Genomic DNA, 22,952 nt, shown 5'->3' on the forward strand with positions numbered 1-22,952 from the left:
CGGCAAAGTACATTTTCTCATGTGCTGTTCAGAATCTCCGCTCAACACCATAGCACTGAAATCAACTACCCATCTGAGGTACATTTTTTGAACGTTTACACATTGTGAGTGCGCTGGATTTACCTCAAATAAGCATTTGGTTGAGTATAAAAATAATACAATTTTTAATTGCAAAAATACATTTACGGAACTTGTGCATTTGACAGGTTTGATAGGCTGGAGGGGTTCGTTTAAGCCTCTCTAAAATGAAAAAAAGCTTGCATTTCACTGTTGAAATGCCCTTTTTCGTCCGTAGATTAGCGGAGGTTTGATCAATTTTTTCTCTGTACCTATGTCAAAATATCACTGGGTCCTTTTTTTAATCTTGTTCGGCTACGATGGTTTTTCCAGAGCCACAGCCCCCATCATCAAAAGCTTTTCTCCTACCTCTGCCAGAGTTGGGGAGCAGGTCATCATTACTGGCGAAAACTTTGATGACAAATTCAACACCATGCTGGTGTTTGTTGGGGGTGTACCCGCTACAATTAAGGATGGAAGTACAACTGAACTGTCGGTTACTGTTCCGCTGGAAGCCAAAATGGGACCGATCATTGTCATCTCTGTGTCTGGCTTGCTGGCAACTTCCAATGTGAATTTTATTCCGACCTATGCGAATGGCGTCTCAACGATCGACACGAATGCTTTCGGTGCTGAAAATAAAATAACAACGGAAGACAATCCTGAACGATTGGAAAGCGCTGATTTTGATAAGGATGGGCTTATTGACCTTCTTTTGACACATTCGGGTGGCGCAATCAGCATTTACCAAAACACCACTAAAAGCATTCCTTCGTTCGACGTCTCAAAATTTGCCGTCAATGTCCCTAGCGGTTTCGGGCCAAAAATCCATGATCTTGATGGTGATGGTTTACTTGATATCGTTTTCTGGGGATCAAGTGCAGTTGCAGGTACCTATTTGGCTTATATGGTCAATAAGAGTACCCCCGGAAAAATAACTTTTGAGGCTGGCTCAACATTCCCTATCGAAGGTACACCTAGTATAGGACTCGTACTGTCTGACCTCGATCAGGATGGAAGAGTTGATGTGGCGGCCATGACAAGCAGTACAATCAGTATTTACCTGAACACAAGTTCAATAGGCAAAATAAGCTTTTCCGGCCCAACAACACTACCTACAGGTGGCGGAGACCTTACAGCAGGTGACTTGAATGATGACGGCCTCCCGGAATTGATACATGCCGCAGGAGCCAATTTGGAGGTTATCACGAACACCAGTACCCAAGGGAAGCTGACTTTCGATCGGACTGATACTTTTAAACCTAACTCATCGGTTGCCATAGTAAAAGCGGCAGATATGGATCAGGATGGCTTTCTGGATATTATTGTGGGCTCTCAGACGCAAACGGCCATTGAAATATTCAGAAATGCCTACGCCAGCGACGGAAAAATTACATTGGATGAACCTATCGGATTCAATACAGGAGAAGGCTCGTCAAGTTATGGTGACTTCTTTGATGTAGGTGATATTAATGGAGACAAGCTACCCGATATCGCCGTTCCCTCAGTGACCGAAGATCGGGTTTTTGTATATGGCAACAAGAGTGAACCAGGCACGATTGCAATGAACGAAGTCGTCGTTTTTGCTACCTCGACAGCACCATTTGCTGATCAGTTGGATGATATCGACGGTGACGAAAGACCTGACCTTATCTACACCAATCGACAAGCTGAAGGGAAAGGAACGCTGAGCATCAGACTTAATCAGACAGAAGCGACCTCAATAACCACTTCTCTTAGCCCTAGTAGTGCAGAGCCGGGGCAGTCTATCACTGTGAATTACGTGGTGACCGGAATATTTAATTCAGGTAACAAGTTTACTGCCCAACTCTCAGATAAAAATGGGTCGTTCGCCTCCCCGACTGCAGTGGCTTCGATTACTTCTCAGTCGTCAGGAAGTATGGGCTTCACTCTTTCGGCGGCGGCTCCGGCAGGTAATTACAAAGTAAGGGTAGTTTCAGATAACCCCATTGTTACAAGTAATGCGGCTGACCTGCTCGTCAGCTATGCAGAACCAAGCACCCAAGCCAGTAACATAGTGTTCTCCAATGTCGCTGCCAGTCAAATGACCCTTACATGGACAAACGGAAATGGCACCAGCAGATTGGTGATTGTGAAACAGGGAAGTGCCGTCAACTCTAACCCTGTGGATCTCACAAGTTATACGGCCAACGCTGTATTTGGCAGCGGCAGCCAAATCGGCACAGGCAATTATGTTGTCTACAAAGGAACAGGTAATACGGTTACAATAAGTAGCCTGACGGCCGGAAACACTTACCACGTAAGAGTGTACGAATACAGAGGCACAGCGGGCAGCGAAAACTACAAGGTTACGACAGCAACTGGTAACCCCGCCAGTAAGTTATTTTCTCCTTTCGTGGTGACAAATACCAATGATTCTGGCGAAGGCTCCCTTCGCTGGGCGATCACCAATGCGAACGGAAGTTCTGGTAAAACTATCTCATTCAACATCGCCAGCGCCAGCCCATGGACAATAACTCCGGCCACAGCACTTCCCATCATTACTGCCACTACCATCATGGACGCTACCACCCAGCCAGGATGGAGCAGTACTAATCTGGTGAAAATCCAGGGAAGCGCCAGCATTAGCAACGGTCTCAGCATCAATGCCAACAACTGTGAAGTGTATGGCCTGCACCTCACCGGTTTTACAGCTTCATCCGGGGCTGGTATTCTTATCAACGCCGGAATATCAGGTGGACAAATTGGCGCACCGTCGAAAGGCAACCTGCTCAATGGAAACCAATATGGGGTCTGGAGCAGAGCAAGCAACATTACATTTTATGGTAATAAATTCGGCACTAACACCACGGGAAGCAGCGCCGTCGCAAATACCGACTGCGGCCTTTATATTTCGGCGGGAGGTAATAACAGAATTGGTGGAGCAGGAATTGGTGAGAGGAACCTGATCTCAGGGAATGGAAACTATGGCATTCGAATCATTAATGCCAATAACAATATAATCAAGGGAAATATCATTGGTCTCGACGCTACTGGATTAACGGCGCTGGCAAATGGTATCCGGGGCCTTGAACTTGGCTTTAATGTTAGCAATTCATCCAATGGAAATATAGTTGGAGGTTCAGTAGCGGGTGAAGGAAACATAATTTCCGGCAACAGCAGCGTAAATGTCATTATTTTCAACGGCTCCAGTAATATCATTAAAGGGAACTCGATTGGAGTGGATATCAATGGAGATATTGTAAGTGCGGGTACCATTCACGGGATCGAACTCATTCCTTTTTCTACCAATCCGGTGGTCGACAACAATGTCATCGGAGGCTTTGGCGCAGGGGAAGGAAACATCATCGCCGGACACAGTCAATACGGGGTTTACCTTGATCCAAAAGGATATGCTGCCAACGGCACAACGAACAGCAATACCATCAGAGGAAATAAGATTTATTGCAATGGCAAGGGGGGGATTGGTTTGAAAGATAATGCAAATGGATCGATCCTCCCCCCTTCTATTACCAATTACACGACTGGAGCGGGAACCTCCGTGATTTCTGGAAGTTGCGCCTCCTGTTCCACTGGTGACCTGATCGATGTATATCGGGATAAGTCAGGATGTCTACCTGGCCAGGGCAATGAATACCTGGGCACCGTATCATTCACATCAGGCTCCTGGTCGCTTGGCAGCCTTACGCTTTCAGCGGGTGATATCGTGACCGCTCAAGTGACCAACGCAAGTGGCAATACCTCCGAATTTGCCACCACGGCTCCGGAAATAAATGTATTGAATGGAGCGACACCTCTTACAGACAATGTTTCTTCGATCGATGTGGGGCAAACATTGCAGGGAAACAGCCTTGATGTGATTTTTACCGTTCAGAACTCCGGGCTAAGTGCGCTGAATCTCACATTGCCTCTAACCGTGTCGGGAACGGGGTTCACTGTGCACACCCAACCGGCATCATCTGTCGTCAACCCTTTCGCAAGCACCACTTTCGTGTTAAGACTAAGTGGGGCAACGGCAGGGACGTTTAGTAATCGCACAGTCACCATTCAAAGTAACGATGCCGACGAAGCAACTTTCACTTTTCAAGTGACGGGTACCGTCGTTGCTCCAGAAATCAATGTGTACAATGGATCTGACGACACTTCGCCAGCTATCTCCGACGGGCAAGCCACGGCCGTAAGCGTTGGTAGCACGACATTAGGAGCTGACATTATCAAAACATTCGCTATCAAAAACTCGGGGACAAGCACACTCACCATTTCCAGCATAAGCGTTTCCGGTACAGACTATAGTATCAATAGCTCAATTTCTACCATCAATGCGGGAAGCATCGAAACCTTCACAATCACTTTATCGGCTGCAGTTTCCGGATCTTTCGATGCCCTGGTGACCATTGTGAGCGATGACGCCGATGAAGATCCTTTTACCTTTTCTGTGACAGGGGGCGTTGCCGAACCGGAAATTGATGTCTACGTCGGCAGCGATAACAGCGGAATCCTCATCACCGATGAACAAGTGTCGGCAGTTGATGTAGGCTCAGCGGTGCAGGGCAACAATATTACTCAGACCTTCGCTATCGAAAATTCGGGCACCAGTGTTCTAAATGTTAGCAGCATTACCGTTTCCGGCGCAGCCTTCAGCGTTGCCAGTTCCATTACGACTATTGCAGGCGGCGGAACCCAAACTTTCAGTATTACACTGTCAGGCGTAAATACTGGTAATTTCAACGCCACGGTTACGATCATTAGCGACGACGCTAATGAAAACCCGTTCACCTTTCCGGTAACTGGCACAATCACCTTCCCCGAGATCAACGTCTTCGATGGTGCCACAGACGTCTCACCATCAATTACCGATTCGCAAGTGACCGCAATCAATTTTGGTAGTGCGGTACAAGGAAGCGAGATCATAAGAACCTTTGCCATTAAGAATTCGGGGACGAGCATACTCAATGTCAGCGGCATCACCGTTTCAGGCACCGACTACAGTGTAAACAGTTCCATCTCAACGATCGCTGCGAATGCAACGGAAACCTTCACTGTCAGCCTCGCAGGTACCAACACAGGCAACTTCGGTGCTACCGTCACCATCACAAGCGACGATGCTGATGAAAGCGATTTCACTTTCCCCGTGACTGGCACAATCACCTTCCCTGAGATCAACGTCTTCGATGGTGCCACAGACGTCTCACCAGCAATTACCGATGCACAAGTGACCGCAATCAACTTTGGTAGTGCGGTACAAGGAAGCGAGATCATAAGAACCTTTGCCATTAAGAATTCGGGAACGAGCGTACTTAATGTCAGCGGCGTCACCGTTTCAGGCACCGACTACAGCGTAAACAGCACCATCTCAACGGTTGCTGCGAATGCAACGGAAACCTTCACTGTCAGCCTCTCAGGCGCCAACACAGGCAACTTCAGTGCCCCCGTAACCATCACAAGCGACGATGCAGATGAAAATCCGTTTACCTTTCCGATAACTGGCACCATCACCTACCCGGAAATAAACGTGTTTGCTGGTAATGACAAAACGGCGTCAGCTATTTCCGATGACCAAACAGAACCAATTAGTTTTGAACCCACCGTTAAAGGGATTGACGTGTCCAGAACTTTCACTATTGAGAATACCGGCACCAGTGCTCTTAACATAAGTAGTGTGACTGTTTCCGGGTCAGATTTCAGTGTTTCAAGTGCCATTACTTCCGTCGCAACAAATGCATCAGCCAACTTTAGCATAACCCTTTCAGGGGCAAATGCGGGCACCTTCAATGCCACAGTCACGATTGCGTCTGACGATGCGGATGAAAATCCATTCACCTTCCCCATCACCGGAACGGTCACATATCCTGAGATCAATGTCTTCGCCGGCACGGACAATTCGGCCACCATGATCACAGATGGTCAAACCTCTGCTGTAGAGTTTGGTAGTGCAGTGCAGGGCAATCCGATTACCCGTACTTTTGCCATACAAAATGCCGGCACCAGTGTACTCACCGTTAGCGGTATAAACTTGTCCGGTACTGATTTCAGCGTTTCCAATACCGTTACCAGCGTTGCTGCTGGCGCTACGGAGACATTCACCGTCACACTGTCGGGGGACAACACCGGAAACTTTAGCGCCGATGTGACCATCGGCAGCGACAATAGTGGCGACAATTCATTTACCTTCCCGATTACTGGCTCTATCACCTATCCCAACATTGAAGTGTTTGCCGGAGAGGACAATTCGGCAGAAGCAATATCTGATGAACAAGCCACTCCGGTTAGCTTCGGAAGTGCTGTGCAGGGAAATAATATCGCCAGAACATTTGCCATTGAAAACACAGGTACGAGTACACTAACCATCAGCGAGGTCACCGTTTCAGGTACTGGTTACAGCGTGACCAATGCTATTACTGCTATTGCCGCTGGAGCTACCGAGACGTTCACCGTTATGCTTTCGGGAACGGATACCGGCACTTTTGATGGGGTCGTAACGATTACAAGCGATGATGCAGATGAAAGCCCGTTCACTTTCCCGGTAAGCGGAACTATCACCTTCCCTGAAATCAACGTCTTTGCAGGGACGGGCAACACAGCTCCTGCTATTCTCAACGGTCAGTCGACACCTGTAGACTTTGGCAGTGGAGCAGAGGGGAGCGAGATTTCTCAGGCTTTTGCCATTGAAAATACCGGCACCAGCAACCTCAACATCAGCGCCATTACCGTCGACGGCACAGATTTCAGTGTCAGCAGCACCATCGCCAGTATCTCACCAGGAAACACCGAAATATTTACAGTGACCCTTTCGGGCACCAATGCAGGCTTGTTCAATGCCTCTGTTACTATCATCAGCGACGACCTGGATGAAAGCTCTTTTACATTCCCCATAACCGGCGAAATATTATCTGGAGTGCCGCTGGTGCCCGAAATAGAAATATTTGTGGGAAGCAGCGACACCGGCACAAGCATAACTGATGGACAATCCACCGCTATTGAAATGGGAATTACCGAACAAGGTGTCGACCTATCAGCGGTCTTTACGATCAAAAACACAGGAAATTCTGCGCTCGAAATCACGGGCATCACCTCTTCAAGTGAAGTATTCAGTATTTCTTCATCTGTAACTAGCATACTGCCTGGAACAACCGGGCAGTTTACGGTGGTAATGGACGCCTCGGCGGGGGGAAATTTCACTACAACTATTTCTATCACCAGCAATGATGAAGACGAAGCAGCTTTTGAGTTCTCGATCAATGGAAAAGTTGAATTTGAAGAGATGCAGGTAATAGAGGAAAGCAACAACAAGCTGATCACTTCCAACACGACAGTAAACCTGGGTACCACTCAGTTTGGAGATCCTATTTCCAAAGTATTTTTTATCACCAACCCGTCAGAAAGTGAAACCTTGATTATTCACTCCGTTGAAATCACGGGTGACGAATTTGAGGTGGCGCAGGTGCCAGAAACCGTTGAGATTGGCGAAACAGGCCTGCTTGAGGTGGTGCTTCGGGCAACTGCCGAGGGAAGGTTTTCGGGTACGGTGACAATCAAAAGCAACTTCGCAGATTTCGTTTTTGACGTGTCGGGTGAGGTTGGACCGAGAAACAAAACCATTCATGTCTTTAACGTGCTTACCCCCAATGGCGATGGAAAACATGACTTCCTGAAGATTGAGCGAATTACCGAATACGCAAATAATTCAGTATCCATTTTCACCAAGGCAGGTAAACTAGTGTATCAGGCTGACAGGTATGACAACATAGACATCAAATTTGAAGGCAATGGAAATGTTGGCAGCAACCAGGCCTTGGATGCTGGCACTTATTATTACCTGATCAAACTGGAGCGTGGTAAAAATGAATCCGGGTTCATTCAGCTACTAAGAGATTAAATATGAACAGATACTTCTACTTATTTTTAATCTTACTTGTAGCGGGGCGTTGTTTTGGACAGAATGTAGTACCGTATAGCCTGTATCTGATGAATCAATCGGCTCTGAACCCCGCTTATATTGGCGTGAACAACCTGGCCAATGTTACAGCGATGTCGAGGAAACAATGGCTTGGTATCGATGGGTCTCCCCTCACCACTACGTTAATGGGATCGAGCACCATTTCCATGCATAGTGCCGCCGGCTTGCGGCTGATGAGTGATAGTTATGGTATTAATACCGACACTGAAGTGATCGCCAACTATGCCTATCATATCAATTTCGACGATGACCATAACCTCTCGTTTGGTCTTCAGGGTGGTTTCCTTTCCTCCACCATTAACTATTCTAAGTTAGATGTCGACGTCTTTGACGACCCGTCGGTAGGCACTGGCAAGCAGTCAGAGTTTACGCCAAGTTTTGGCTTTGGTGCCATGTACAAGTCAAACTTCTTCTATCTGGGCGTGGCTGTTCCTCAGGTAACTAATTCCAATTTGCAAACCAATGGCGTCCAAACACGGAACCTGTATCAAAGTTATAACGTAACCGGCGGGTTCATCATCACCACTGTCCGAACCGTAAAAATTAAACCCTCTTTTCTGGTCAGCTATTCTCACAACGACCTCCTGGTGGATTTGAACGGCCAGGTGCTCATCGACGAAAAGATATGGCTGGGTGCCTCCATCAGAAACTTTGGTGCTGGTGGAGTGAATATCCTATTCACAGAAAACAATATGTTTCACTTTGGCTACTCCTTCCAATTTCCGTTCAACGAACTGGCTACTGTAGGGTATGGAACACATGAAGTGATTATCTCTGCTGACCTCAAGCTTGGCAAAAGACATGACCTTTCCGGTCGGTATTTCTGATTAATGGATGTGTTGGCTGTTGTGCCAAAACCATGTAGAAGAACCGAACGTCGTCCGTTTGTCCACCAGGACTGGCGCCAAGCCAAATTCAGTTTTATAGTTTCGGAGCAATCGAAAAATCTCCTTGTCATGCAAATTTGTATGCTATCGTGCACCTGAGACATAATGGCTTTCTAGTCAATTAGCTTTACTTTTAGTGTCCGCCCGTCATCTGGCGACGCCGATGTTTAACCAAAAAAGAAATTCAGGACAAGACAAATAGAGACATGGACGAAACTGATCCCCGAACGCTGCCTATCTTCAAAAAAGGACAAGAAATACTCGAAACGGTCCGACTTATCGGAAATCTGATTCCTGAGGACAACGAGGTGTTGCAGGACATCAAGGGCCATATGCTGTCGGATGCGGCTTTGCTCACAGTGAAAGTAGCTGGGGCGGAAGCAGGCGACCTTTACGACATCAGAATGGAAGCAGCGGCCATTATCCGAAAAGCAGCCAGAGACTTAATGGTGCAAAACCACAGTCTCGACATGTATGGGTTCAAAGAAGTGCGGTATTACCAACTGGTGCGGGACCTGATTGAAGAATACCGGCTGCTTTTCATCGATTGGGTTGCCGGGTTTGACACCAGCAATTATATCATCGACCAATGGGGCTTGTTCAATCCCCCCGGGAAGGGGCCGTTTGACGAAGATGATGATTAATCGCTAATGCTGGTTCTTTCATTCTTATATCCTCAAAAAAAGACGCTCCAAACCAATAGCCATCACCATGGCGTAATCCCGAATAATCAATTAAATTGAGAGGATAAACCTAAACCCATGAAACGACTACCCCTCATTTTTCTGGCAGGAATTCTCCTCACCTGCCAGCCCCTCCAGGATCCGGCTTCCTCTGCGCTTACTTTTGGCACCCCGAAGGCTGCCGGGTTCTCCCCCACCCGATTGGCCAGGATCGACACCTCTCTGCAGGAATGGGTAGACAAAGGCTGGATAAATGGTGCCGTTGGTTTGATCGCACGAAATGGCAAAATTGTTTACTATAAGGGCGTTGGCTACGACGATCTCGAAACTAAAGAGGCGTTGGATAGAGAAGGCATTTTCAGAATTGCCTCGCAAACGAAAGCTATCACAAGTGTGGCTGCCATGATGCTGTACGAGGAAGGAAAATTTCTGCTGGATGACCCTGTGGCGAACTACATTTCCTCCTTCAAAAACGCTCAGGTTTTGGACACGTTCAGCCCGGAAGACACCACTTACACCACCGTTCCGGCGAACAGGGCGATTACCATACGAGACCTGCTTACACACACCTCCGGTATAGACTATGCACAAATAGGCAGCCAGGAGGCGCAGGCAATTTACGCTAAAAACAATATCACTGCCGGGTTGGATGTATATGAGGGAACCCTGGGCGACGCAATGGTCAGGTTGGGAAGCCTGCCTCTCACACATCAGCCCGGTGAGCGATGGACATATGGGCTCAATACCGACTTAATAGGCCGCCTTGTCGAGATCTGGTCAGGGATGACGTTGGAAGAATTCTTCAACGCCCGCATTTTCAAACCACTGGGCATGGAAGACACCTATTTCAATATCCCGGAAGCAAAGGCTGACCGTTTGGTGAACTTCTTTTTGGAGGACTCCACCGGTTTGAAAAAAAGTGAAAACGCCCTGGGTGGTGATATGAACTTCCCCCTTCGGAAAAAAAGCTATTTCTCCGGTGGCGGTGGATTGTCGTCCACCATTTACGATTACGCTATTTTTCTTCAGATGCTATTGAATGGTGGGGAGTATGATGGAGTGCGCCTGCTTTCACGTAACACTGTGCGGATGATGACCATGAACCAAATTGGTGACCTGAAATTTGGGGTGAACAAATTCGGATTAGGATTCGAGGTCGTTTCAGCAGCAGGAAGTGGCAAATTCCCCTCCAATGAGGGCACCTACAGTTGGGGTGGTGCATTCTCCACCAGTTATTGGGTTGACCCCAAAGAAAAAATGGTGATCCTTTTCTATCAGCAAATGTGGGGTTCTCATACCAACACGACTGGCAACACCTTTAAAGTGCTGGCCTACCAGGCACTGGTTGACTGACAAGAATAAGGGAATATGCGATCGTGGAGAGAGCTCCTTTGACAAAAGGTCATAAAAAAGACTTATTGACCGCAAATTTGTTATCTTCACATACCGGCGAATTTTTATACGTCACTACTGCTCTAGAGTTTAATATTTCAGTATTGATCAAGTTTTTGATTATTTGAAGGAAATGTAACTCTCAAAAGGCTGAAGATGGCTGAAATAAAAGTGCTTGTTGTCGATAGTTTCGAACTTGCCAGGTATGGGCTCAGGGAAATCCTCCAATCCGATCCAGATTTTAACTGTCTCGCTACTTTGTCCAGTGGAAAAGAAGCGCTCGTTTTTTGCGAGACGCACCAGGTCGACGTTATTCTTATTGACATCGCCCCACCCCAGGTTGACGGTATAGAAATAACCAGAGAGATTTTAGGCCATGGAAGGTCAGAGAAAGTAATAGGGCTCATCTCCAATCACAAACTTGAATACTTGCAGGGCATGATTCGTGCGGGAGCCAACGGCTACCTTCTTAAAACTGCCCACAAAGACCAAATCGGAGATGCTATTCACAAAGTGCACCGGGGTGAAGTTTACTTTTGCGAAGACGTACAAAAAGACCTGGCAGAAATCATCCGGAGGCACTTACACTTTTCTCCCAACGGTGAGCTACTGAAAGATCTAACCCGGCAGGAAAAAAAGGTTTTGAAGTACGTATCACGTGATTTCACCAACAAGGAAATTGCTCAAGAACTTTTCATAAGTCCCAGAACTGTAGAAACCCACAAGCGTAATTTGATCAGCAAGTTGGGCTTAAAAGACGCCAGAGACCTGCGTCGCTATTCATTGAGAGTAGCCCAAGAGCAACAAAACTCGTAGAAAACACGCATAAAACGCTTACGTGTCTTCACTTAAATTGTACTTATATAAGATTTTTTTTAAAACAATTGTCTTAGTTTTTAGTTGGCAGTAATTTTTATCCTTACTTCTGTGAATGACTAAGCCCCGGTAACCTATGAGCTACTCGCATCTGGTGACAAAACTGCAACCTGGCTTCTCGCTCGATGACATGGAAGCGCTTCAGGCATTTCATAGCTTTTACCTAAAATATCAAACCCAGGTAACACAGGATTTACGGCATACCCTGTCACACCACCCCATCTTCGGGCCAATTTTAAAAAACCAGGATCTTGACACCCAGCTAAAAGAGGAACGGCTATCCAGCGAACTACAGGAGAGTGCCATTATGAAAGGTGAGTGGGAGCCCTATACCCGCCACCTCATGAGGCAGGGGACAGCTTATGGTCAAATGGGACTTGAGTTTCATGATTGGTATAGTGTAGTCAAACTCTTCAGAGAAAAACTGCAACCGTACCTGGTTGAGGAGTATCACGGTAATGTGGATCATCTATTAAGAGTATGGAACGGCGCTGACAAACTCCTGGATTATACCATGTCGTCGATAGCTGCCGCTTATATGGGAGCCAAGAACAATCGGATATTAGAAGAAAAAACCAGGGCTCAGACGGCGCTTGAGGAATTACAATCGATACAAGAACGGTTCCGGCTTGCCATTGAAGGTTCAAGTGCAGGTATTTGGGATTGGGACATCCGCACCAACGAAGTGTTTTATGCACCCAGGTTTAAAGCGCTGCTGGGCTACGAAGAGCATGAATTTGCCGATCAATTTGATTCCTTTGCAAATGCTCTTCACCCGAGAGACAAAAAATACGTTTTTGAGAAAATAAATGCCACACTGGAAAATGATGTTCCTTATGATGTAATCTACCGCCTTAAGACGAAAAAGCGTGGATACCGCTGGTTTCTCACAAGAGGTAAAGTACTCCGGGACGAACTGGGAATTGCCTACCGAATGGCTGGATCCATTTCGGACATCACAAATGCTAAAAAAGCGGAAGAGGAAGTCAAAAAGCTAAATGCTACGCTGGAGCAAAAAGTGAAGGAAAGAACCACCGATCTACAGGAGACCAACAAAGAACTTGAGAGTTTCAGCTATACCGTTTCACATGACCTTCGGGCGCCGCTCCGAGCGATAGATGGCTTTTCCAAAGTTTTGGTTTCCAGCCTCGGCGGAAAAATAGAACCCGATGCATTGCACTACCTTGAAGTCATCATTGAGAATGTAGGAAAAATGGGGCACCTGATTGATGACCTTCTCGCATTTTCAAGAATGAGCAGGCGAGAAAAAAGAGAGGTTACTTTTGACACATGTCAGCTTGTTAATGAAGTTTTCAACGACCTCATGCAGATAGAAGACGGGAAAAAAACCACGCTAAAACTAGACAAGCACCTGCCTCCAATGTTTGCAGACAGGGAAATGATGAAGCATGTGTTTGCTAATTTACTAGGCAACGCCATTAAGTTTAGCGGATCCCGCCAAAAACCACTGGTTGAAGTCGGCTACCAAACAAGTCAGTATGAACTAGTCTACTTTGTTCGGGACAACGGCGTAGGTTTTGATATGAAATATGCAAAAAAGCTATTTGGTATCTTCCAGCGCCTTCACAGCGAAGATGAATTTGAAGGTACTGGCGTAGGGCTTGCCATCGTGCAACGCATCATTCACCGACACGGAGGAAAGATTTGGGTCGATTCAGAAGAAGAAAAGGGGGCCACGTTTTATTTTTCGCTTTCCACAAATGAAAAACAAAATGACAAAGGATAATATTGTTGAAATCCTGCTCGTTGAAGACAACAAGCACGACGCCGAACTGGCGATACTGGCGCTCAAGGAAGCCAAGCTTTTTAACAACGTAGTTTGGCTGAAAGACGGAAAGGAAGCTCTCGACTTCCTGTTTGGTGATGGGCAATTCAAAGGACGAGACATCAACCATCACCCAAAGGTAATTCTTCTTGACCTGAAGATGCCTAAGGTAGACGGCTTAGAGGTACTGCGTGAAATAAGGGCACATAAAAACACAAGAAAAATTCCGGTGGTAATTCTTACGTCTTCGAGAGAAGACCAGGATATCGTTATAAGCTACGAGCTTGGAGTCAATAGCTTTATTGTGAAGCCTGTTGATTTTGATCAATTCACCAGGTGTGTAAAAGAAATTGGTTACTATTGGGCGCTCATCAACCAGTATTCTGGATAGTATATCTGGAAAAAAATATTGATAATGAATCAGATCCGCAGGGTACGGTATGCAACACAAACCTTTAAAAGTACTTATTGTCGAGGATTTCAGCAGCGATGCGGAGCTAGTCAAACTGAGCCTCACGAATTTCGACTTCCAGTGCCTTTTTGAGGTCTGCGCCTCAAAAAGGCAGTATTCGAAATTGATTGTGGATTTCAAGCCAGACATAGTTTTATCCGATTTTAATCTACCCGGATTTAATGGATTGGCGGCACTTTCTCAATTACGGGAGCATGACGACCTGACTCCATTTATCTTTGTAACAGGCACCCTCACTGAAGACAACGCAGTGGAAGCCATGCGCCAGGGGGTAACTGATTTTATTCTCAAAAAAGATCTTGGCCATTTGCCCGCCGCTGTGCTTCGGGCGATGCGTGAAAAAAAACACAAGATGGACAAGCAGGAGGTGTTGAACCGCCTGGAAGCAAGTGAAAAGCGTTTTGCAGCACTTGTTCAGGAAGGATCCGACCTCATAGGTGTACTCGATATCGAAGCCAACTACCTGTTTGTCAGCAAGTCGTCCGAAAGAGTTTTGGGGATAAAACCAGATGTCTTTATTGGAAAAAGTGCATTTGATTTTATCCACCCCGACGACGAAGCCTGGGTTCGCCAAAAATTCAGCACGCTAACAGCAAATAAACGGGTGCTGATTGGGCCTTTTCGTTTCAAAAATAGCAAGGGTGATTGGCGGTGGATCGAAACTATCGCCACCAACACCTTAGAAGATACAGCAATCAAGGGCATCATCGTGAACTCCAGGGATATCACAGATAAGATTCACCGGGAAGAAGCGCTTAAGCTAAGCAATGAAAGGTACCGCCTGGCATCGCTGGCCACCAAGGACATCATTTACGATTGGGAGCTGGATAGTAACCACGTCACCAGAATGGGGGACGGCATCAACAGGTTGTTTGGCTATACACAAAACGACCTGCAATCCGACGCCAGGTTTTGGGAGCAGCACGTGCACCCCGACGATAAAGATCTAGCATATAAAAAGCTGCAAACTGCCCTTGGCACACCTTCAGAGCGCTATTGTGAACATGAATATCGCTTTCAGAAAGCCGATGGAAGCTTCGCATGGGTGTATGACAAAGGCTATATTATCAGGGATAAGACTGGCAAGGCGATCCGGCTGGTCGGCGCCCTCAGGGATGTGACGGAGCAAAAAAGCCAGTTGGCCCAACAGGAGCTTGTTGCTTTCCTACGAAGAGAAATTGGCACCCCAGGCCCGTTTAAGCAAGCGGCCATCAATCTGCTTAAGCTTATTACCGACTACGCTGGCGTAGAGGTCGGCGAATTATGGTTGACCGCAGTCGATGACACACAGCTAAATCTGGTGGCTCACTTTGGGCGATCAAAGAAATCCGAAGCGCTGTACCCAATAGCTCATCAAAATCACTTTTTTGAACGGGGAAAGGGCCTTCCCGGCAAAGTATGGGTCGGTAAAAAAATTGTAGTTTGGCGAAACCTGGACTCGAACACTGATTTTCAACGACGAAAAGAAGCAACAGAAGCCGGGCTATCTATTGCCTACGGAGCACCTATTCTTTACGGTCAAAAAGTAATTGGCGTTTTTGTATTTTTCGATCAGCGTGAGCATCATAGTTTTACAGATCTGTCCAATGTGCTATCGGCCATTGGAACACAACTGGGCCCCGATATTCAAAGAAAGAAGTTGGAAGAAGAACTCAATAGCTTTTTTGATCTGTCGACCGACATTTTGGCAATAGCAGGGACAGATGGTTTCTACAAAAAAGTAAACCCGGCATTTTCCAGAATACTTGGCTACTCTCAGGAAGAAATTTTGAAGATACCTTATCTGAAATTTATTCATCCTGAAGACAGAAAAAAAACCGTTTCTGAATTGACAACCCTTGAATCGGGCATGTCAACTCACAATTTTGAAATCAGGTATACCACTAAAGACAATAAAGAAATTTGGCTTTCGTGGTCGTCAACTCCCCTTCCTGAGCAAAATCTTATGTACGCAGTGGGCAAGGACATTACTGAAAAAAAGAAGACCGAAAAGGCCTTGCAAGAATCTCTTGGTCAACTCAAGACAGCGCAACAAATTGCTAAACTCGGCTACTGGACACATGACTTCAAAACTAATGAGCCAAAGTGGGCAGAGGAAATGTTTATGATCTGGGAGCAGAATCCTGCAAAATGGAAGCCCACATTCGAGAACCTGAAAAAGACCGTACATGGTGAGGACCAAAAGAAGCTACTTGGGCTTAATTTGACAAAACTGGAAGGTCTTCAAAGAAATAGCAAAGAGTACCGGATTGAAACCCCCTCGGGGGAAATAAAATGGATTTCCGAAATCATTACTGTTTATAACGACGAAAACGGGCAGCCGGAAAGAATGGATGGTGTGGCCCAGGATATTACCGAAAGAAAGAAATTAGAGCTTCTATATCGGGAAATTGGGCAGCTGGCAAAAGTAGGTGCCTGGGAACTTGATTTAGTGAAACAAAATCTCTTTTGGTCGTCGATCACGAAAGAAATTCATGAAGTGGCCTACGATTTTACACCCGAGCTGGATAGGGCCATCGATTTTTACAAGGCCGGAAAAAGCAGGGACACTATTACCAGACAAGTAAATATGGCCATAGAGAGCGGAATGGCTTTTGATGTTGAACTCCAGATTGTCACTGCCAAAGGCAATGAGAGGTGGATCAGAACAACAGGAAAACCCGAATTTATCAACAACAAGTGTGTGAGACTTGTAGGAAGCTTTCAGGACATCCACGCCCGAAAAGTAGCTGAAGAAGAACGTAAGGAAATATTGGAGAGTATCACGGATGGTTTTTTTGCTGTTGACAAAACATGGAAGGTTATCTTCTGGAATACGGCAGCTTCCCAAATGCTTGGTGTATCAAAGGCAGAAGAAATTGTGGGCCAGGAATTGTGGGCCGAGGTGCCCATTCTGAAGAAGTCGAAATTTTACCCACAGGCACACCATGCGCTTGAAAGACAGCAGCCTTTTGTTGCTGTAGAAGAGTTTAAGGTACGAAAACGCTGGTTCGAAATTTCACTTTTCCCCAAATCCGGCGGATTGTCAGTCTATTTCAAAGACATAACTAAAGAAACTGAACAGCAGCAGCAAATCCTTGAGATCAAGAACAATCTGGACGCCACCATCAACAGTACCAATGACCTGATCTTTTCTATAGATCGTAATATGCGCCTCATATCGGCCAACAGAGCATTTCGTGATCGCCTAAGAACAGACCTGAACGTAGAACTGAAAGAAGGGCAGCCAATTGAGGCACCAGATGCAGGAGGAGAAACGAGCAATAAGTGGGCGGCGCACCTGACCAGGGCATTGACAGGAGAGCAATTCAGCATCACTGAAGAGGATGTTTTGGGTGATAGAACCATGTATTCGCTCGTTTCTTTCAACCCCTTTATGGAGGATGGCGCATGCGTTGGAGCTGCTTGTTTCATCAAAGACATCACGGAAAGGACGCTTCAATTGAAAGCCATTGAAGAACAAAATAAAAGATTGAGCGAGATCGCCTGGATGCAGTCGCACGTTGTACGTGCACCCGTAGCACGAATCATGGGGTTGATTGAATTGATCTCATCGGCCCATTCCAAGGAGGAAGACAAAGCTCAGTTGCTCGAGTATGTAGATTTGTCGGCAAAGCAGCTCGACGGAATCATCAGAGACATCACCGCCAAAACAGCGAAAATTGATCCGTTAAACCACAGTGATCGAAATCGCTCTGAGCAAAGTTGATTGATTTGACAAAACGTGGTACTCGGAAACGTACGGATCGTAGAAAAACACGGCCTTCTCACGGGGCGGCCCATCCAACCTCCTTTCGATATCTTATAAATATCGAGTCTCCACGCCCACCTGCTGAAGATTTTAGGGCTACTCCGAAGGCTTAAAGAAGATGAAGATTTGGATAATGAGCCCGATCACAATAAGCGCTCCTATTTCAAGCTTTGCTATGAGGTTGCTATTTTCGATCGCCCGGTTTGAGTAGTGTATTTGCCTTTTCCCCTCTGCCAACTGCACCTCTGATAAAACGTCGAGGTTGCTGCTGATTCTGGTAAAATAGGTCTCCGCTTTCTCAATGGCAGCCACCTGATCTGAAGAAGAGTTGCTGTACAATTGCTTTTCAAGCTGAAAGAGCTTGTCCAGATTATTCTCAAGCGACTCAAAATACTGTGCCTCCTTTGGAGTAAGCTCTGTAGCGGCATATTTCGCCACCAGGGTCTGAATGGAGTCATTGGCTTTTTGATTTGCTTTGGCCATTTGCTCGTGGTCGCTGGTGTATAGCAGCTTGTTCTTGAGATGTATTTGACGGGAAATTTTGTAGATATAGTCTTTGGCAACAAGTCGGTCGTCCAAAACAGTCTCCAGCGACTGCTGTACAATGTCGAAATGATTATTGTCCATGATGTTCGTGGCCAGCACGAGCAAAAACACGACCAGCGAAGCCGCAGCAATCTTGATCTTTTGAAAATGGGTCAGTTTACGCATCATATTGGGTCAGTTTCTCACATTCACTACGGGAACTTCCACCGGGGGTTAACATTGTTTGACGAGCTCCAAAGTTTATCCTTTGAATGGTGTTGCAGGGCTATCTTTCCTGCTTTGTTCAACTAAATATAGATAGAAAACCTTCCGGGCCAGGCGGCACGTCTATATTCGCTAAGTAGAATCGGCAACCATCTCCTACTTTACATACACGGTCTTCACGTTTACAAACTCCATCATGCCGTTTTTGGCCAACTCACGGCCATAGCCAGAACTTTTAGTTCCGCCGAAGGGCAATCGTGGATCCGACTTCACCAACTCGTTGACAAAATAAGCACCGTCGCTGATGTCGGCTGCAAAGCTTAGCGCTTTCTCAATATTCGTCGTGCATACCGTGGTTCCCAATCCAAATTTCGATTGTTCAGCCAAAGCCAGGGCATGCTTTTCATCTTTGGCTTTGATCATTGGCGCCAGCGGTCCAAATGTTTCCTCGTCAAAGGCAGGCATGCCCGGAGTAACATTCGTTAAAATGGTAGGCTCGTGAAAGCATTCGTTTTGCTTTCCGCCGAGCAAGAGCTTCGCCCCAGCTTTGATCGACTCCTGCACCTGCCGCTGAAGCTGATCTGCCAAATCCCTTCGAGCCAGCGTGCCTATCTGAGTGGCGTCATCCATGGTGTCTCCAGCCTTCAGCTTTCCAACTGCCTCAACATACTTTGTCACAAACTCATCGAAAACACCTTCGACGATGATAAAGCGCTTAGCCGCAATGCAGCTCTGCCCGCAATTCATCATTCTTGCCGTGAGCGCTGTCTGAATAGTTTTTTCCATATCGGCATCCTCCAGTACGATAAATCCGTTGCTCCCTCCCAGCTCAAGCACAGCCTTCTTCAAGTACTTTCCAGCTGTTTGAGCCACCGATTTACCTGCTCCCTCGCTGCCGGTGAGCGTTACTGCCTTTACAGTATCATGAGCGATAACGTCCTCAATTTTGGTGTGGTGAATAATAAGGTTTTGGAATACTCCTTCAGGAAAACCTACTTTTTGAAACACGCCAGCTATCTGCTCTGCGCAGCCAAAGACATTGGGGGCATGTTTGAGCAAGGCAACGTTGCCGGCAGTAAGAGAAGGTGCAGCGAACCGGAAGACCTGCCAGAAAGGGAAATTCCAGGGCATGATGGCCAGAATGCTTCCCATGGGGTCATGCCGCACGAAGCTTTTTTGCGCTTCCGTCTTTATCACTTCATCAGCCAGGAAATCAGCGGCATTTTCAGCGTAGTAATCGCATACCCAGGCACACTTGTTCACTTCTCCTCTTGACTCAGAAATTGGCTTACCCATCTCCTGAGTAATCATTTTGGCATACTCCTCCACATTATCACGAAGTACAGCGCCTGCTTTTGCTATCAAACGGGCTCGCTCAGCCACGGGTACCTTTCGCCAACTTTGGAAAGCCTTTTGGGCTTTTTCAATCTTCAAGTCGACTTCCGCCGACGTTTGCTCTTTATAAATTCCTATAACCTGTCCGTTATATGGATTAATGCTCTTGAATTCCATTCATCTCAATTTAATGACTAATGTAGTCAGTAACTACCGACTCTCTGTAATTGATTCTACGGTACAACAACAATGCATTTTCAGCATTCACTAATAACATTTCCGCCCTCTGCAAATGATGATATTTGCTGGTTTAATCCATCATTATCGTCCTTGCACTTAAAAATACAAATCGATGATCTTGAAAGCTTCTGATGATTGAATAATTTGTCGTTTGATATCAAAACCGAAGCAGACCATGTTCCTACAACCAGACACCGGCAACCCCCCTCTAAGCTTTACAAAGACAGAAGAATTGCTTGCCCGTAGAAAAAAAGTGGTGGCCAACGGCGTAAGCATTTTTGTTCCTTCCTCGGCCATGGAGGCGCATGGAGCCACCATCGTTGATGCCAATGGAAACGAGTTGATCGATTTTGCCGGAGGAATTGGCGTAACCAACGCTGGCCATTGCCCACAGCCAGTGGTGAAGGCAATTCAGCAACAGGCGGAAAAGCTGATCCATGCCTGCTTTAATATTTCCACCTACGAGCCCTACCTTGAATTAAGCGAAAAACTGGCCTCGCTTTTCCCCCACGGCGACAGCACGAAAGTGATGCTGACGAACACGGGGGCCGAGTCGGTTGAAAATGCTATTAAAATTGCTCGCCAGGCAACCAAACGGCCTGCTGTGCTGTGTTTCAGCGAAGCATTTCATGGTCGCACAATGATGGCCATGACGCTCACTTCGAAAATTGGCTACAAAACTGACTGCGGCCCCTTTGCGCCCGAAGTGTACCGCCTGCCATTCCCAAATTTTTACCACGATGGGCGTGGACTCCACGAAGATGATTTTGCGGAACAGGAACTTCAAAAGCTTTATGATTCCACCCATACGCTTGTTGATCCTGAAAGTGTGGCCGCTATTATTATCGAGCTGGTACAGGGCGAAGGTGGCTTTAATATAGCCCCGAAAGCCTATGTAGAGGGCTTACGTGCATTCTGCGATGAATATGGCATCATGCTGATATTCGACGAAGTGCAGAGTGGTTTTGGGAGAACCGGAAAATGGGGCGCTTACGAGCACTACGGCGTTACGCCGGACATTTCAACGTGGGCAAAGTCAATGGGGTCAGGCATGCCCATCGGCGCTGTCATTGGCCGGCAAGAAGTGATGGATGCCGCTGCCGTTGGCACTATTGGAGGCACGTATTTGGGCAATCCGGTTTGCTGCGCCGCCGCTATTGCTACCATCAAGTACATGGAAGAAATCAATTTGAACCAGAAAGCCGAGGAAGTGGCTAAAATTGTGAATGATCGCTTTCTGAAGCTAAAAGCAAAGTGCCCGGCTATCGGAGACGTGAGAGGACTTGGTGCCATGCAGGCCATTGAATTTGTGGAAAACGGCGACCCCAATCGGCCGGATGCTGCTACCGCTGCAGACCTCACCAAGGCATGTCTGAAAAGGGGCCTCATTCTATTGACGGCTGGCACAAACAAAAATGTAGTGCGTGTACTCAGCCCGCTTGTTATTTCCCATGAGCAGCTGAATCAGGGGCTGGACATTATCGAAGAAGAACTACTAAAATTAACCAATTAAATATGACGCCATTCCCAATAGCAGGCATACAAATGGTTGTTTGAGCAAGCTGTTGTAACCCTCAAAGCGCCGAATTGGAGGTGCATTGGCCTGGCGTGAGCAAAAGGCAGCCTTTCGACGACTTCAGGGAAGAACGTGTAGAGCCTTTTTCATTTCAAGGGGTTTAGTAAAGGAAGTAGAATAGGGATAGGGAATACTTGCCGAATACCGCACTATCTCTGAGCTTGTTGGCCTGGCGTTAATTGGTTGGTGAAATACTCAATATTGACCTCTACCTCGTTCTCAACTGGCACCCCAAAATCAGGCTTTCCTTCCTTCCAGGAAAAAGGTTGAATCCTCACCTGCCGACTAGCCCAGCCGCCTCCTTTCACCGGCATGGCATGATACACAATATAATCCTGTCCGCCGGAAATAATAAAAGAAGCATGGCCTGGACTGATCACTTGCTCTGTTCCGGAAAACACCGGCCTTTCGCTCTTCTCCCACAAGTCAGGGAGCATAGGATCGCCTCCTTTCAGTTCAAGCAAACCCAAACAATAATCGTTGGACCAGCTGCCGCTGGCAGAATAGACAATAAATGTGCGACCACCTTTCTGCAAAACTTGGGGGCCTTCGTTGATGGTTGGCAACTCCTCGCTTGAGCCTCTCTTTTCCCATTCAAATTCAGGGCTGGATATTCTCACCCTTTCCGAGCTTATCTGCGTCGGGCTGCTCATCTCAGCGATGTATAGGTGCTGAGCCTCGTTCACTTCACCTTCCCAGCCTGACCAAACAAAGTACGTTTTACCATTAAGCGTAAACACAGTGCCATCAATGGCCCACTTGTCGGTATCATCACTTACCTTACCGGCATAAGAGAAGCCAGAATGTGGTATATCGGAGGAAGATGACAACACATGCATTCTGTGATTTTTGTTCTCGCCATCGTCAGCCGCAAAGTAGACATACCACTTACTGTCGATCTTGTGTAGCTCTGGTGCCCATACTTCCCGGGAATATGAGCCAGTATCGGGTGCTTGCCAAACCACGTGTTCTTCGGCGCCATTCAAGTTGGAGAACTTCTGAACCGATTTCACATAAATGCCTCCTCCTTTGGCATAGCAATAGTGAAACGTGCTGCCCTGCCGGATGATCCATGGATCAGCTCCGGAGTCGACAATGGGGTTGGTTATAATTTCGCTAAGCGAGGTAGTTTTTTGTGTCTTCTTTTGGTTACAACCATAAAAAAGCAACATGAAAAAGAAGGCATAGGGAATTCTGATCATTGGCAC

The 22,952-nt window shown here is 46.7% G+C and carries 12 protein-coding genes; 9 read left to right on the top strand and 3 right to left on the bottom strand.

Going from position 1 to position 22,952, the window contains the following annotated elements; all coding sequences use genetic code 11:
• Nucleotides 1-364: 364 nt before the first annotated feature.
• The 8 genes from RT717_RS12045 to RT717_RS12080 all read left to right on the top strand — a co-directional run bounded on the left by RT717_RS12045 (nucleotide 365) and on the right by RT717_RS12080 (nucleotide 17,801).
• Complete coding sequence (locus RT717_RS12045) at nucleotides 365-7,915, top strand: choice-of-anchor D domain-containing protein (RefSeq protein ID WP_317491989.1); 7,551 nt, start codon at nucleotides 365-367, stop codon at nucleotides 7,913-7,915.
• 2 nt (nucleotides 7,916-7,917) lie between these two features.
• Nucleotides 7,918-8,823 carry a PorP/SprF family type IX secretion system membrane protein gene (locus RT717_RS12050; protein ID WP_317491990.1) on the top strand — a complete coding sequence of 302 codons (906 nt, stop codon included), beginning with the start codon at nucleotides 7,918-7,920 and terminating at the stop codon, nucleotides 8,821-8,823.
• Between the two features lie 266 nt (nucleotides 8,824-9,089).
• Nucleotides 9,090-9,527 (top strand): hypothetical protein, encoded by a 438-nt coding sequence (locus RT717_RS12055; protein WP_317491991.1) that lies wholly within the window; start codon nucleotides 9,090-9,092, stop codon nucleotides 9,525-9,527.
• A 117-nt stretch (nucleotides 9,528-9,644) separates the two neighbouring features.
• On the top strand, nucleotides 9,645-10,919 hold the full coding sequence (locus tag RT717_RS12060; RefSeq protein WP_317491992.1) for a serine hydrolase domain-containing protein: 1,275 nt from the start codon (nucleotides 9,645-9,647) through the stop codon (nucleotides 10,917-10,919).
• 195 nt (nucleotides 10,920-11,114) lie between these two features.
• Nucleotides 11,115-11,774, top strand: coding sequence for a response regulator transcription factor (locus RT717_RS12065; RefSeq protein ID WP_317491993.1), 660 nt, complete (start codon nucleotides 11,115-11,117; stop codon nucleotides 11,772-11,774).
• Nucleotides 11,775-11,910: 136 nt separating this feature from the next.
• Entirely contained in the window at nucleotides 11,911-13,581 is a 1,671-nt protein-coding gene (locus RT717_RS12070; RefSeq protein WP_317491994.1) for a sensor histidine kinase, read from the top strand.
• Nucleotides 13,568-14,011, top strand: a complete 444-nt coding sequence (locus tag RT717_RS12075; protein ID WP_317491995.1) for a response regulator — start codon at nucleotides 13,568-13,570, stop codon at nucleotides 14,009-14,011. The genes RT717_RS12070 and RT717_RS12075 overlap by 14 nt, the downstream gene beginning before the upstream one ends.
• Before the next feature lie 49 nt (nucleotides 14,012-14,060).
• Nucleotides 14,061-17,801 (top strand): PAS domain S-box protein, encoded by a 3,741-nt coding sequence (locus tag RT717_RS12080; RefSeq protein WP_317491996.1) that lies wholly within the window; start codon nucleotides 14,061-14,063, stop codon nucleotides 17,799-17,801.
• A gap of 138 nt (nucleotides 17,802-17,939) precedes the next feature.
• On the opposite strand, the gene RT717_RS12085 is transcribed toward RT717_RS12080, so the two are convergent.
• The gene (locus RT717_RS12085) at nucleotides 17,940-18,557 is read right to left on the bottom strand and encodes an MCP four helix bundle domain-containing protein (protein ID WP_317491997.1); all 618 of its coding nucleotides are present in this window, start codon (nucleotides 18,555-18,557) and stop codon (nucleotides 17,940-17,942) included.
• Nucleotides 18,558-18,749: 192 nt separating this feature from the next.
• Entirely contained in the window at nucleotides 18,750-20,105 is a 1,356-nt protein-coding gene (locus tag RT717_RS12090) for an NAD-dependent succinate-semialdehyde dehydrogenase (protein ID WP_317491998.1), read from the bottom strand.
• A 238-nt stretch (nucleotides 20,106-20,343) separates the two neighbouring features.
• Between RT717_RS12090 and RT717_RS12095 the strand changes: the two genes are divergently transcribed.
• A complete protein-coding gene (locus tag RT717_RS12095; protein WP_317491999.1) occupies nucleotides 20,344-21,681 on the top strand; it encodes an aspartate aminotransferase family protein in 1,338 nt (445 codons plus the stop codon).
• Between the two features lie 212 nt (nucleotides 21,682-21,893).
• Here the strand turns inward: RT717_RS12095 and RT717_RS12100 are convergent, their stop codons facing one another.
• Complete coding sequence (locus RT717_RS12100) at nucleotides 21,894-22,946, bottom strand: glycoside hydrolase family 43 protein (protein WP_317492000.1); 1,053 nt, start codon at nucleotides 22,944-22,946, stop codon at nucleotides 21,894-21,896.
• Nucleotides 22,947-22,952 lie beyond the last annotated feature (6 nt).

It is taken from the genome of Imperialibacter roseus, from assembly GCF_032999765.1.
GTDB lineage: Bacteria > Bacteroidota > Bacteroidia > Cytophagales > Cyclobacteriaceae > Imperialibacter > Imperialibacter roseus.

What these genes read in the sequence shown, in the direction of transcription:
- RT717_RS12080 (WP_317491996.1), top strand. Translation starts at nt 14,061, where the DNA reads ATGCAACACAAACCTTTAAAAGTACTTATTGTCGAGGATTTCAGCAGC.
- RT717_RS12050 (WP_317491990.1), top strand. Translation starts at nt 7,918, where the DNA reads ATGAACAGATACTTCTACTTATTTTTAATCTTACTTGTAGCGGGGCGT.
- RT717_RS12085 (WP_317491997.1), bottom strand. Translation starts at nt 18,557, where the DNA reads ATGATGCGTAAACTGACCCATTTTCAAAAGATCAAGATTGCTGCGGCT.
- RT717_RS12090 (WP_317491998.1), bottom strand. Translation starts at nt 20,105, where the DNA reads ATGGAATTCAAGAGCATTAATCCATATAACGGACAGGTTATAGGAATT.
- RT717_RS12070 (WP_317491994.1), top strand. Translation starts at nt 11,911, where the DNA reads ATGAGCTACTCGCATCTGGTGACAAAACTGCAACCTGGCTTCTCGCTC.
- RT717_RS12065 (WP_317491993.1), top strand. Translation starts at nt 11,115, where the DNA reads ATGGCTGAAATAAAAGTGCTTGTTGTCGATAGTTTCGAACTTGCCAGG.
- RT717_RS12100 (WP_317492000.1), bottom strand. Translation starts at nt 22,946, where the DNA reads ATGATCAGAATTCCCTATGCCTTCTTTTTCATGTTGCTTTTTTATGGT.
- RT717_RS12060 (WP_317491992.1), top strand. Translation starts at nt 9,645, where the DNA reads ATGAAACGACTACCCCTCATTTTTCTGGCAGGAATTCTCCTCACCTGC.
- RT717_RS12055 (WP_317491991.1), top strand. Translation starts at nt 9,090, where the DNA reads ATGGACGAAACTGATCCCCGAACGCTGCCTATCTTCAAAAAAGGACAA.
- RT717_RS12095 (WP_317491999.1), top strand. Translation starts at nt 20,344, where the DNA reads ATGTTCCTACAACCAGACACCGGCAACCCCCCTCTAAGCTTTACAAAG.
- RT717_RS12075 (WP_317491995.1), top strand. Translation starts at nt 13,568, where the DNA reads ATGACAAAGGATAATATTGTTGAAATCCTGCTCGTTGAAGACAACAAG.